General features: G+C 65.8%; 14 protein-coding genes and 1 pseudogene. 6 read left to right on the top strand and 9 right to left on the bottom strand.

The features are described 5' to 3' along the window. Positions 1-449, bottom strand: a 449-nt coding sequence (locus RMO40_RS03520; RefSeq protein ID WP_309716394.1) for a class I tRNA ligase family protein, incomplete at its 3' end; no start/stop codon positions are given. A 133-nt stretch (positions 450-582) separates the two neighbouring features. Here RMO40_RS03520 and apbC point away from each other — a divergent pair. Continuing rightward, positions 583-1,674 carry an iron-sulfur cluster carrier protein ApbC gene (gene apbC, locus RMO40_RS03515; RefSeq protein ID WP_309716390.1) on the top strand — a complete coding sequence of 364 codons (1,092 nt, stop codon included), beginning with the start codon at positions 583-585 and terminating at the stop codon, positions 1,672-1,674. Positions 1,675-1,677: 3 nt separating this feature from the next. Here apbC and RMO40_RS03510 read toward each other — a convergent pair whose 3' ends face one another. Both RMO40_RS03510 and RMO40_RS03505 read right to left on the bottom strand, forming a co-directional pair. Further along, entirely contained in the window at positions 1,678-2,667 is a 990-nt protein-coding gene (locus RMO40_RS03510) for an MBL fold metallo-hydrolase (protein ID WP_309716388.1), read from the bottom strand. A gap of 24 nt (positions 2,668-2,691) precedes the next feature. Then, positions 2,692-3,231, bottom strand: coding sequence for an Mpo1-like protein (locus RMO40_RS03505; RefSeq protein ID WP_309716387.1), 540 nt, complete (start codon positions 3,229-3,231; stop codon positions 2,692-2,694). A gap of 168 nt (positions 3,232-3,399) precedes the next feature. Between RMO40_RS03505 and dcd the strand changes: the two genes are divergently transcribed. The 3 genes from dcd to ypfJ all read left to right on the top strand — a co-directional run bounded on the left by dcd (position 3,400) and on the right by ypfJ (position 5,456). After that, on the top strand, positions 3,400-3,969 hold the full coding sequence (dcd, locus tag RMO40_RS03500) for a dCTP deaminase (RefSeq protein ID WP_309716384.1): 570 nt from the start codon (positions 3,400-3,402) through the stop codon (positions 3,967-3,969). Between the two features lie 223 nt (positions 3,970-4,192). After that, a complete protein-coding gene (locus RMO40_RS03495) occupies positions 4,193-4,468 on the top strand; it encodes a hypothetical protein (protein WP_309716381.1) in 276 nt (91 codons plus the stop codon). 103 nt (positions 4,469-4,571) lie between these two features. Then, complete coding sequence (ypfJ, locus tag RMO40_RS03490; protein ID WP_309716378.1) at positions 4,572-5,456, top strand: KPN_02809 family neutral zinc metallopeptidase; 885 nt, start codon at positions 4,572-4,574, stop codon at positions 5,454-5,456. Between the two features lie 12 nt (positions 5,457-5,468). On the opposite strand, the gene RMO40_RS03485 is transcribed toward ypfJ, so the two are convergent. The 6 genes from RMO40_RS03485 to RMO40_RS03460 form a co-directional block, all read right to left on the bottom strand. Further along, positions 5,469-6,218, bottom strand: a complete 750-nt coding sequence (locus tag RMO40_RS03485; RefSeq protein WP_309716376.1) for a glucose 1-dehydrogenase — start codon at positions 6,216-6,218, stop codon at positions 5,469-5,471. A 101-nt stretch (positions 6,219-6,319) separates the two neighbouring features. Beyond that, positions 6,320-6,589, bottom strand: a complete 270-nt coding sequence (locus RMO40_RS03480) for a hypothetical protein (protein ID WP_309716374.1) — start codon at positions 6,587-6,589, stop codon at positions 6,320-6,322. A 76-nt stretch (positions 6,590-6,665) separates the two neighbouring features. Then, complete coding sequence (locus RMO40_RS03475; protein WP_309716372.1) at positions 6,666-7,310, bottom strand: DsbA family protein; 645 nt, start codon at positions 7,308-7,310, stop codon at positions 6,666-6,668. Between the two features lie 152 nt (positions 7,311-7,462). Further along, positions 7,463-7,603, bottom strand: coding sequence for a hypothetical protein (locus tag RMO40_RS03470; protein WP_309716369.1), 141 nt, complete (start codon positions 7,601-7,603; stop codon positions 7,463-7,465). A 6-nt stretch (positions 7,604-7,609) separates the two neighbouring features. Then, positions 7,610-7,960, bottom strand: a complete 351-nt coding sequence (locus RMO40_RS03465) for a hypothetical protein (RefSeq protein WP_309716366.1) — start codon at positions 7,958-7,960, stop codon at positions 7,610-7,612. Between the two features lie 30 nt (positions 7,961-7,990). Beyond that, positions 7,991-9,130, bottom strand: a complete 1,140-nt coding sequence (locus RMO40_RS03460) for an alpha-hydroxy acid oxidase (RefSeq protein WP_309716364.1) — start codon at positions 9,128-9,130, stop codon at positions 7,991-7,993. Between the two features lie 79 nt (positions 9,131-9,209). On the opposite strand from RMO40_RS03460, the gene RMO40_RS03455 reads away from it, so the two are divergent. Together RMO40_RS03455 and RMO40_RS03450 are read left to right on the top strand one after the other, a co-directional pair. Then, on the top strand, positions 9,210-10,478 hold the full coding sequence (locus tag RMO40_RS03455) for a citrate transporter (protein ID WP_309716361.1): 1,269 nt from the start codon (positions 9,210-9,212) through the stop codon (positions 10,476-10,478). 187 nt (positions 10,479-10,665) lie between these two features. After that, a pseudogene (locus RMO40_RS03450) lies at positions 10,666-11,190 on the top strand (C4-dicarboxylate ABC transporter); the annotation flags it as partial.

The following is an 11,190-nucleotide window of genomic DNA, read 5'->3' as shown; positions in this document are numbered from 1 at the left end:
TCCTTGGCACCGCACTTGGGGCACTCGCCCAAGATGTACCGGTCGGCGAGGAACATCGACTTCACGGGGTCGAAGAACTGCTCGATCGTGCGCTCCGCGATCAGGCCCTGCTTGCGCAGGGCGCGGTAGATGTCCTGCGCCAGCTCGTGGTTCTCGGGTCCGTCGGTCGAATGCCAGTTGTCGAAACCGATGTGAAAGCCGTCGAGGTACTGCTGGCGGCCGGCGGCGATCTTCGCCACGAACTCCTGCGGCGTCTGGCCCACCTTTTCGGCGGCGATCATGATGGCGGCGCCGTGCGCGTCGTCGGCGCAGACGAAATGCACCTCGTTGCCGACCATGAGCTGGAAACGCACCCAGATGTCGGCCTGGATGTATTCCATCATGTGCCCGACGTGGAACGGTGCGTTGGCGTAGGGCAGGGCGGTGGTGACGAAGAGCTTGCGTGTCATCGGGCGGGGCTCGAAACGGGGAAGCGTTCGATTCTAGGCCCGCCACCACCCGCGAGAGGGCTTGTGCCGAGCTTGTCGAAGGGCCCTGCGCTAGACTGCTCCGGCCTCCTTTTCCCTCTGCAAAGCGATTGCCATGGCCATTACCAAAACCGCAGTGCTCGACGCGCTCAAGGGTGTCATCGACCCCAACACCGGCAAAGACTTTGTCAGCACCAAGCAGGTCAAGAACCTGCACATTGCCGGGGACGCTGTCACGTTCGATGTGGAGCTGGGTTACCCCGCCAAGAGCCAGATCGAGTCGTTGACCACTGCCCTGACCACGGCAGCCATGGCGGTGCCGGGTGTGGCGCGTGTGCAAGCCCGTCTGGCCACCAAGATCGTCGCCCACGCCGTGCAACGCGGCGTGCAGCTGCTGCCCAACGTGAAGAACATCGTTGCCGTCGCCTCCGGCAAGGGCGGTGTGGGCAAGAGCACCACCGCGGCCAACCTGGCGCTGGCGCTGGCCGCCGAGGGTGCCAGCGTGGGCATTCTCGATGCCGACATCTATGGCCCCAGCCAGCCGATGATGATGGGCCTCTCGGGTCGGCCCGACAGTGCCGACGGCAAGACCATGGAGCCGATGGAAAACCACGGCGTGCAGGTGATGTCGATCGGCTTCCTGGTCGAGGCCGACAACGCCATGATCTGGCGCGGCCCCATGGCCACCCAGGCGCTCGACCAGTTGCTGCGCCAGACCAACTGGCGCGAGCTTGACTACCTGATCGTCGACATGCCGCCGGGCACCGGCGACATCCAGCTCACCTTGAGCCAGCGTGTGCCGCTGACCGGCGCGGTGATCGTCACCACGCCGCAAGACATTGCGCTGCTCGACGCGCGCCGCGGCATCAAGATGTTCGAGAAGGTGGGCGTGCCCATCCTCGGCATCGTGGAAAACATGGCCATGCACGTGTGCACGAACTGCGGCCACGTGGAGCACATCTTTGGCGAAGACGGCGGCAAGAAGATGGCAGCCGAGTTCAACATGGACTACCTGGGTGCCTTGCCGCTGAGCATGGGCATTCGCGTGCAGGCCGATTCGGGTGCGCCCACGGTGGTGAGCGACCCCGACGGCGAGATTGCCGGGCTCTACAAGGCGATGGCGCGGCAGCTGGCGGTGAAGATCGCGCGGCGTTCTAAAGACTTCTCGTCGAAGTTCCCGACCATCACGGTGTCGAAGACGACCTGAGGGTCAGGGCGCGAAAGGCGTGAAAGTCGGCGGCAGCCGCACCTCCACGCCATCGGCTGCGCCACGCTTCGTGAGGTCGGCCATCACCATGTCGAAGTCGTCGAACAGCAGCGGCATGGCCGCCAGAGGCTGGTCGAGCGGCAACCAGAAGTCGTCCCAGTGGATGGGGATCACACGTTTGGCGCCGCTGGCGCGCACGGTTTCTTGCCAGTAGGCGCTGCGATAGGCCTCGTCTTTTTTCCCCAGCGTGCCCACGCCGAGAAACACGGTGTCGACCTTCAATCCCGCGAGCGCACCGGGCACGATGCCGGCGCTGCCTTGCACCAGCATGCGCTGGCCTGAAGTGTGCTCGACCACGATCGACCACACCTGCCCTTCGGGGTAGGCCGTGGCGCGGGCGGGCGGGGTGAGCGGGGCATCCAGCGTGTCACCCTGCAACCCGTCGCTGTAGGGCGTGGGGCTGTGGCGGCTGGCGATGAAACGCAGCGTGAACTTGCCCAGGGTCACCACGTCACCCGGTTTGACCAGGCGCATGCGGTCTTCGGGCAGCTTCAGGCCTCGTCCCAGGTTGAGCGTGGACGGCGAGCCGATCAGCAGTGCGCCGGTGCGCTGCGCGACCACCGGCGAGTCCATCGCGTGGTCGTAGTGCGAATGCACCGGCACCACGGCGGCCAACCGGGTCACCCCCAGGCGGGCCAACTCGCGCTCGATCACGGCGGTGTCGGGCCCGATCTTGCTCGTGAGGGTGGGCCACAGGGCCGGGCGGCTGAAAAAGCCGTCGGTCATCCAGGCGGTTTCGCCGTCGTCGAACAGCAGGGTGGTGACGCCGGCAAAGCGCACCTTCACGGCCTCGCTGCCGCTGGCCGCGGGCAGGGTGAGCGCCTGGTAGGGGGCCAGTGCCGGGCGGCGCTGGATCTGAACGGCGACAAAGGCGACCGCCAGCAGTACCAGGCCCAGCAGCACCAGGCCTGCGCGCTGAAGCCAGCGCCGCATCAGCGAACGGCTTTCAAACGGCGTTCAGGCCGGGTGGGCCAGGTCGCGGATGTGGGTGGGGCCGGCGCGGTGCTCGATCTCGGCCAGCAGAGGCTTGTTCCAGCCCAGCATGAACATCGCTTCGGCGGTGACGAACATCGGGCCGACCAGCAGGCCCACGATGTCGTCGACAAACGCGGGCTTGCGGCCCTCGTAGTAGTGGCCGATGAACTGGATCACCCAGCCGATGGCAAACATGCCCAGGCCCCAGCTCAGCCAGCTCGCCACGCTGCCGCCTGAGACGGCGTGGGCGAGGGCCATCAACACGCCGGTGGCTGCGGTGACGGCCAGGCCGAGCGTGAGCGAGCCGCGGCGGCTCAGGTACCAGGCGGCGGCCAGGCAGAAGGCCACCCAGCCGGCGGTGAGGTCGAGCCCCGGCAAGGTGAGGTGCAGGCGCGAAAGCAGCACGCCCACACCGAACACGATCATCGGCACGCCGATGAAGTGGGTGACGATGTTGCGCCGGTCGCGGTGGTAGGTGGCGTATTGGGTGAGCAGGTCGAGGGTGCTGCGTTGGGTGCTCATGGTGTGTCTCCACAAGAGGTCGTTGGGCGTATTTTGGGCCGATGGCGGCCGTGTGACCATGGTATTTCCACAGGGCTGCAACACCTTGCTCAGGCAAGCCATGCGGCATGCACGCCCCGGCTCCCTACAATCGGAGCCCCGTTCCGCCCAACCCCTGGTAACACGCGCATGAGCATCAAGAGCGACAAGTGGATCCGCCGCATGGCCGAGCAGCACGGCATGATCGAGCCGTTCGAGCCAGGCCAGGTGCGCCACTCGGCCGACGGCCACAAGATCGTGAGCTACGGCACCAGCAGCTACGGCTACGACATCCGTTGCGCGCCCGAGTTCAAGGTGTTCACCAACATCTACAGCACGGTCGTCGACCCGAAGAACTTCGACGAAAGGAGCTTCGTGGACATGAACGCCGACGTCTGCGTGATCCCGCCTAACAGCTTTGCGCTGGCGCGCACGATGGAGTACTTCCGCATCCCGCGCAACGTGCTGACCATCTGCCTGGGCAAGAGCACCTATGCGCGCTGCGGGATCATCGTCAACGTGACGCCGTTCGAGCCCGAGTGGGAAGGTTATGTGACGCTGGAGTTCAGCAACACCACGCCACTGCCGGCCAAGATCTACGCCGGTGAAGGCTGCGCGCAGGTGCTGTTTTTCGAGAGCGACGAGGTCTGCGAGACGAGCTACAAGGACCGGGGTGGCAAGTACCAGGGGCAAACCGGGGTCACCTTGCCGAAAACTTAGCCCCCCAGTCGCTATCGCTCCTGCCCCCGAGGGGCGCCGCCTGGCGGACCGGCAGAGCCGGCTCCGCGGGCGTTGCTTGATGGGCACTTCGCTTCGCCTGTGCGTTAGTGCGCGGCGCATGAGGTTCGGGCTTGAACTGGCCGCGTCAATCCGTTCATTTCTGGCGAACGAAATTTCTGCGTCTGGCTATCGTGTGGGAACACGCTTCACATGGAGCCACCGCATGAATGCCTTGTCCCAAGCCTTCGATCTGTTGTCAGCCCCGACCCTCGCGGCGGGCCGGCCCGTGCCGCTGATCGACGACCTCAAGACGCTGGGCCGCTTTCGCAGCAAGATGGCCGAACAGGCCCTGCCGGTGAATGTGGCACGCATGATGTTTGACCGGCCTTATGCCTTCGACCGCATCGCCCTCGGCCACAGCAGCTCCGACGATGTCCTGCAGCGCCTGGCCTTGCAGCTGTTTGCGCAATACGCCAAGAGCGAAGACGTCGAGCACTGAGCCCGCTTTCCGATTGACCCCTCGAAGGGCAGCCGCTGGCAGCCTTTTTTGTTGGTACCTTCGCTACCATCCCACCCATCGGCCAACACCCGGGGAGCGCAGCATGAAGTGGGAAGGCAATCGCGAAAGCGACAACGTGGAAGACGCGCGCGGCAGCGGCGGTGGCGGTGGCGGGGGTTTTCGCCTCGGCGGTGGGCGTGGCATCGGCCTTGGCAGCATCGCGATCGCTCTCGTGGCCGGCTGGGCCTTCGGCATCAACCCGCTGACCGTGCTGGGCTTGCTGAGTGGTGACGGCGGCATGGCGCCGCAGTCGCAGCAGGCCCCCGCCCAGCGCCCGCCGGCCGACGACAAGCTGGCCCAATTTGTCTCGGTGGTGCTGGCCGACACCGAAGACGTCTGGCGTGAGCAATTTAAAAAAATGGGCAGCACCTACAGTGAGCCCAAGCTGCGCCTCTTTCGCGGCAGCGAACCCACCGCCTGCGGGCGTGGCGAAGCGGCGATGGGGCCGTTTTATTGCCCCGGCGACCAGAAGGTCTACATCGACCTCACGTTCTACGAAACCATGCGCAACCGCATGGGCGCGCCGGGCGACTTTGCCCAGGCCTACGTGATCGCCCATGAGGTGGGCCACCATGTGCAAAACCTGCTGGGCATCAGCGGCAAGGTCGACAGCATGCGCGGCAAGGTCAGCGAAGCGCAGCAAAACGCGCTCAGCGTGAGGCTGGAGTTGCAGGCCGACTGTTTTGCAGGCGTGTGGGCCCACCACGCGCAGAACGCGCGGCAGATCCTCGAACAGGGCGACCTCGAAGAAGCGCTCAACGCCGCCTCGCAAATCGGTGACGACACGCTGCAGCGCAAGTCACGCGGCACGGTGCAGCCCGAGACTTTCACCCACGGCAGCAGCGCGCAGCGCGTGACCTGGTTCAAGAAGGGCATCCAGACCGGCAGCGTGGCGCAGTGCAACACCTTCGAGGCACGCCAACTCTAGGCGAACACGACCTCAGCGCGCCAGGTAGCCCCCGTCGACCGCGTAGTACGCACCGGTCACGAACGAAGCGCGCGGCGAGCTGAGCCACAGCACCAGCTCGGCCACTTCTTCGGGTCGACCGAGTCGGCCGATCGGGTGCTGTGCCACCAGCATCTGCTCGGTCGGTGCGTCGCTCTCCAGCGCCGCGATCATCGGCGTGTGGATGAAGGCCGGCCCGACCACGTTGACTCGCACGCCCTGCGCGCTGTATTCGAGCGCTGCGGCCTTGGTCAGCCCGACCACGCCGTGTTTGGCGGCGGTGTAGGCCGGTGCGTTGGCAAACGCGACCTGGCCAAGGATGGAGGCGACGTTGACGATGGCACCACCGCCGTCTTTCAGCATCTGCGTGATTTGGTGCTTCATGCCGTAGAACACGCCGGAGAGGTTGACGTCGATCACCCGCTGCCAACCTTCGATCGGGTAGTCGGCCGTGGGGCCCATGTCGCCGCCGATGCCGGCGTTGTTGCAGGCGATGTCGAGCCGGCCGAAGGCCTTCACGGCACGCTCGACCAGCGCACGGGCGTCGTCGGGCTTGGCCACATCGGCGCGGGCGAATGTCGCCTGGCCGCCCGCCTCGCGCACCAGGCGCACGGTTTCTTCTCCGCCGGCGCTGTCGATGTCAGACACCAGCACCCGCGCACCTTCTTGTGCGTAGAGCAGGGCGATGGCGCGGCCAATGCCCGAGCCGGCACCGGTGACGAGGGCTACTTTGCCCTGAAGCATGTTGTCTCGCGCCATGGCAAGCCCCAATGAGTCAAAAGTGGATCAGAGCACCATACGGGTGTTGGGGCCTTGTCGTGCGTCAAGTGCCGTGCTGCGCGCGATCAGCGCGACAACGACTCCAGCCAGTCGCAGCGCAGCCGCCCGCGGCGGTGCAGTGATTGGCGCAAGGCCACGTAAAGCGTGGGCGCCAGGAACAGCACGGCGCAGGCCACCGCCACCTCGGGCCACCACAGGAGCAGGGCTGCGGGTTCGCCCATCCAGCCGACCATCCAGGCGGTCAGCACGCTGTCCCAGGTGTGGTATTCGAGCGGGCTCTCGTGCTTGTGAGACACGTGCCAGAGCTTGACGGCATGGAGCTGTTGCAGGGTCATGGCGCACTCCGTTTGAGTGGGGCACACCAACAAGACTAGGGCCGAAAACCGCGCCTGAAAACCCCCAAGATGGCGCTCAGCCGAGCGTTGCCAACTGGCGCGCGAGCGACTTGTCGTTGAACAGCCACTGCCCCGGCAGCAGCCGCAGGCCCTTGTCACTGGGCCACGCCAGTGCCGGCACACCGTGCACGCCGATCGACTGCATCACGCGCCTGGCCCGCTCCAGGCGCTTTTCGGTGGCGCGCGCGAGCTGGGGGTCGTCCAGGCGGGCGGCCCAGCCCTCAGGCGTTTCACCCAGCGAAGCGGACAGCGCCTGGGTGATCACCTCGCGGTCGCAGATGTCGCGCCCGGCGACAAAACGCTCGCGCTGCAAGGCGTGCAAGGCATCGAGCTCACGCAGCACGTTCCATTGCGACACCGCCGTCAGCGCCTGCGTGGCCGGCCCACTGTCGAACGGCATCTCGGGGTTGCCCAGCACCTTGCGGCGGTAGACGTCGCTGAAGCGCTGGCCGCTCATGGCGGCGATGCGGGTGTCGGTCTCTTCGATGTGGCGGGCCATCTCGGCGTCGATGCGCCGCGTGGGGTCACCGCCAAACAGGCCGCTGGGTACCGGCTCGACGATGCAGCCGCCCAGGTCGGCCAGCCCGTGGATGGCCGGCATGGCGCCGTAACACCAGCCGCACAGGGGGTCATAGAGGTAGATCAGATGGTCGATCGCCATCCAGTCAGTATGCGACAGTGAAACGCTTCTTCAAGTGTCGCGGCGTTTCGATCTCATCGACGACGCGCACCGAGATGCTTTTGATCTTTGTGGCAGCGTCGGGCACGCTGGTTTAGCCCAGCTTGTCATAGACGTGCAAGATCCATGACACCTCATCGACCCGCCTGCCCGCCCAGAGGCAGGTGCACGGCATCGGGCTTGTGCCGGCCTGGGTGTTGCACGAAGAGCACCAGCCCAGACAGCAGCCGTGCAATGGACAGGCTCACCGCACCTCGGCGTCGATGCGACAGCATGGCGGGTCAAAACCCGGCTTCGGCCTCGGGTGTCTTGTAGAGCGAATAACCCGCGCTGAGTCGGTAGACCTTGGAGTCGAACTCGCTGGCCAGCGAGGCCGAGGCGTTGTAGGTGGTGTCGTCGAACACCACGTCGCCGGAGAGCGGCCAGGCCGAGCGTGTTTCAAAGTCGATGAAGGTGCCGGCGGCGCCGGTCTGCGGGTGGTCGACCTGGGCCCGCGAGTCGACGCTCGGGTGATACGCGCCCAGTTGCACCCAGTAGCGCTGGTTGAGCTTGCCGCTCTTCGTCTCTTGCGCGAGGGCCGGCGCCGCAGCGGCCGTGAACCCCGACAGAACACACCGGGTGAAAGTTTTCATCGTCGCTCCGTGTTGACGGGCGAGGGTGTCTCAGCGCGGCAGCAGGATAGCCTTGTTCACATTGCGGATGTCGGTGTGCCCGCAAAAAGCCATGGTCACATCGAGCTCCTTGGCGATGATCTCCAGGCACTTCGTGACACCGGCTTCACCCATCGCACCCAGGCCATAGAGAAACGCGCGGCCGATCATCGTGCCCTTGGCGCCGAGGGCCACGGCCTTCAGCACGTCTTGGCCGGAGCGGATGCCGCCGTCCATCCAGACCTCGATGCGCGAGCCCACTTCAGAGGCGATGTAGGGCAAGGCCGCGATGGACGACGGCGCGCCATCGAGCTGGCGCCCACCGTGGTTGGAGACGATCAGCGCATCGGCGCCACTGTCGGCGGCGAGGCGTGCGTCTTCCACGTCCATGATGCCCTTGAGGATCAGCTTGCCACCCCAGCGCTTCTTGATCCACTCGACGTCGTTCCAGTTGAGCTGAGGGTCGAACTGCTCGCGCGTCCAGGCGCCGAGCGAGGTCATGTCGCTCACGCCCTTGGCGTGGCCGATCAGGTTGCCGAAGCCGTGGCGGCGTGTGCCGGCCATGCCGAGGCACCAGCGCGGCTTCATCATCAGGTTGAGGATGTTGGCGAGCGTGGGCTTGGGCGGCGCGGTGAGGCCGTTCTTGATGTCTTTGTGGCGCTGGCCGAGCACCTGCAAGTCGAGCGTGAGCACCAGGGCCGAGCAGCCGGCGGCGCGGGCGCGGTCCATCAGGCGCTCCATGAAATCGCGGTCTCGCATCCAGTAGAGCTGGAACCAGAACGGCGCCTTGGTGCTCGCCGCAATGTCTTCGATCGAGCAGATGCTCATGGTCGAGAGCGTGAACGGCACGCCGAATTTTTCCGCCGCGCGGGCGGCCAGGATCTCGCCGTCGGCATGCTGCATTCCGGTAAGGCCCGTGGGTGCGAGCGCGACGGGCATCGCGGCGTCGATCCCGATCATCTTCGAGGCGAGGCTGCGTCCTTCCATGTTCACCGCGACCCGCTGGCGGAACTCGATCGTGCGGAAGTCGCTTTCGTTCGCGCGATAGGTGCTCTCCGTCCAGGAGCCGGCATCGGCGTAGTCGTAGAACATGCGCGGCACCCGCTTTTCCGCCAGCTGGCGCAAGTCCTCGATACAGTTGATCAGCGACATCGAACGCTCCACGTGAGTCCATCGGCCAAGGCCAGCAGAATACCCCCGCCGCAGGGAGTCGGTGGAATAGAATCGCGCCATGCCACCTTACGCGCCGCTGATGCTGGGCCCCGTCCCGGTCGATTTCATCCTGTTCGCATTGACGCTCCTCGGGGTGGCGCTGTTCCATCGCTGGACGCTGCAAGTAGCGCTCACCGGCCTGGCCGTGATCCTCATCTACAAGTTCGCCTTCACCGGGTTCAAGACCGGCCCCGGGCTCGAAGGCTTCATCGGGCACATGGCCCACGAGTGGGTGATCCTCGCCAACCTGCTGCTGCTGTTGCTGGGATTCGCGCTGCTGTCGAAGCATTTCGAGGAGAGCCACGTGCCGCTGGAGCTGCCGCGGATCCTCCCGGACGACTGGAAGGGCGGCTTCGTGCTGCTCTGGATTGTCTTCGTGCTCTCCGCGTTCCTCGACAACATCGCCGCTGCGATCATCGGCGGCACCATGGCGCACGCCGTCTTCCGCGGCAAGGTCCACATCGGCTACCTCGCGGCGATCGTCGCGGCATCGAACGGGGGAGGCTCGGGCAGCGTAGTCGGCGACACGACCACCACCATGATGTGGATCGACGGGGTGAACCCCCTCGACGTCCTCGATGCCTACGTCGCCGCCGTAGTCGCGACGGCATTCCTGGGCTATTTCGCCGCGAAACAACAGCAGGCCTACTCGCCAATCGTCAAGGACATGCCCGTCGGGACGCGCGTCGACGGGGTGCGCCTGGGTATCGTGGCGACGATCCTGATATCGGCGATCGCCGCCAACGTGGTCGCCAACCTGCATTTCAACCAGGTGCTCGACCACTTTCCGGTGATCGGCGTGGCGGTATGGGTGGCGATCCTCGCGACCGCGCCGATCCGGCGGCCCGCGTGGTCGCTGATGCCCGAGACGCTCAAGGGAACGATCTTCCTGCTCTCGCTCGTGATGTCCGCGTCCCTCATGCCGGTGGACCACCTGCCGACCCCGTCGTGGCGGACCACGTTTGGCTTCGGCTTCCTCTCGGCGGTGTTCGACAACATTCCGCTGACCGCGCTGGCGCTGAAGCAGGGCGGCTACGACTGGGGCATGCTCGCTTATGCCGTGGGATTCGGCGGCTCGATGATCTGGTTCGGCTCGAGCGCGGGCGTCGCCCTGTCCAACGCCTACCCGGAGGCGAGGAACGTGGGGCTGTGGCTGAAGCATGGCTGGCATGTGGCGGTGGGCTACGTGCTGGGTTTCCTGGTGTTCCTGGCGGTGGTTGGATGGAACCCGCAGGAAAAGCGTGAGCGCGGCGGGGCACGCCCGGCCGTAGTGCAGCCCGCGCGGTGAGGGGGCGCGGTACGGTGTATCGTCCGTTCATACCGGCAACAACCCATTGAGCGCGTTTCGGTATGAAGTCGCTATTGCCTTTGGCAGGGCCCAAGACTAGGATTCTCTCAATCGGCGGCGCCTTTTCCCGGCGTAGCCTTCGATAGCGTCTTCAAAAGCGCGGACAACACCCCACGAGGAGAAAACCATGCAAGACGATACGAGCCCCGTCGCCCCCAAGGCGCCGACGAATACCCGACGCAAGTTCCTGGCCGGCGCCGCCGGTGCGGGCGCGCTCGCCTTCCCGATGATCGCCAAAGGCCAGGCCGCTACCGGTCCTACCTCGATGCGCTGGCAGTCCACCTGGCCCGCCAAGGACATCTTCCACGAGTACGCCAACGACTTCGCCAAGAAGGTCAACGACATGACCGGCGGCGAGCTCAAGATCGATGTGCTGCCCGCCGGCGCGGTGGTGCCTGCCTTCGGCCTGCTCGAAGCGGTCTCGAAGGGAACTCTCGACGGCGGCCACGGCGTGCTGGTCTACCACTACGGCAAGCAGAACGCGCTCGCCCTGTGGGGCTCGGGCCCGGCCTTCGGCATGGACGCCAATATGCTGCTCGCCTGGCACAAATACGGCGGCGGCAAGGACCTGCTGAACAAGCTCTATGCCTCGATCGGCGCGAACGTGGTGTCGTATCCCTACGGCCCGATGCCGACGCAGCCCCTGGGCTGG

This window comes from Rhizobacter sp., assembly GCF_031412075.1.
In the GTDB taxonomy this organism is placed as follows: domain Bacteria; phylum Pseudomonadota; class Gammaproteobacteria; order Burkholderiales; family Burkholderiaceae_C; genus Rhizobacter.
Note: the sequence above shows the minus strand (reverse complement) of the source record. Positions and strands in the feature narration are given on the sequence as shown.

Bases quoted from the DNA above. Each gene is read 5' to 3' on its own strand.
- apbC (WP_309716390.1), top strand. From the start codon at position 583: ATGGCCATTACCAAAACCGCAGTGCTCGACGCGCTCAAGGGTGTCATC.
- RMO40_RS03510 (WP_309716388.1), bottom strand. From the start codon at position 2,667: ATGCGGCGCTGGCTTCAGCGCGCAGGCCTGGTGCTGCTGGGCCTGGTA.
- RMO40_RS03505 (WP_309716387.1), bottom strand. From the start codon at position 3,231: ATGAGCACCCAACGCAGCACCCTCGACCTGCTCACCCAATACGCCACC.
- dcd (WP_309716384.1), top strand. From the start codon at position 3,400: ATGAGCATCAAGAGCGACAAGTGGATCCGCCGCATGGCCGAGCAGCAC.
- RMO40_RS03495 (WP_309716381.1), top strand. From the start codon at position 4,193: ATGAATGCCTTGTCCCAAGCCTTCGATCTGTTGTCAGCCCCGACCCTC.
- ypfJ (WP_309716378.1), top strand. From the start codon at position 4,572: ATGAAGTGGGAAGGCAATCGCGAAAGCGACAACGTGGAAGACGCGCGC.
- RMO40_RS03485 (WP_309716376.1), bottom strand. From the start codon at position 6,218: ATGCTTCAGGGCAAAGTAGCCCTCGTCACCGGTGCCGGCTCGGGCATT.
- RMO40_RS03480 (WP_309716374.1), bottom strand. From the start codon at position 6,589: ATGACCCTGCAACAGCTCCATGCCGTCAAGCTCTGGCACGTGTCTCAC.
- RMO40_RS03475 (WP_309716372.1), bottom strand. From the start codon at position 7,310: ATGGCGATCGACCATCTGATCTACCTCTATGACCCCCTGTGCGGCTGG.
- RMO40_RS03470 (WP_309716369.1), bottom strand. From the start codon at position 7,603: ATGCTGTCGCATCGACGCCGAGGTGCGGTGAGCCTGTCCATTGCACGG.
- RMO40_RS03465 (WP_309716366.1), bottom strand. From the start codon at position 7,960: ATGAAAACTTTCACCCGGTGTGTTCTGTCGGGGTTCACGGCCGCTGCG.
- RMO40_RS03460 (WP_309716364.1), bottom strand. From the start codon at position 9,130: ATGTCGCTGATCAACTGTATCGAGGACTTGCGCCAGCTGGCGGAAAAG.
- RMO40_RS03455 (WP_309716361.1), top strand. From the start codon at position 9,210: ATGCCACCTTACGCGCCGCTGATGCTGGGCCCCGTCCCGGTCGATTTC.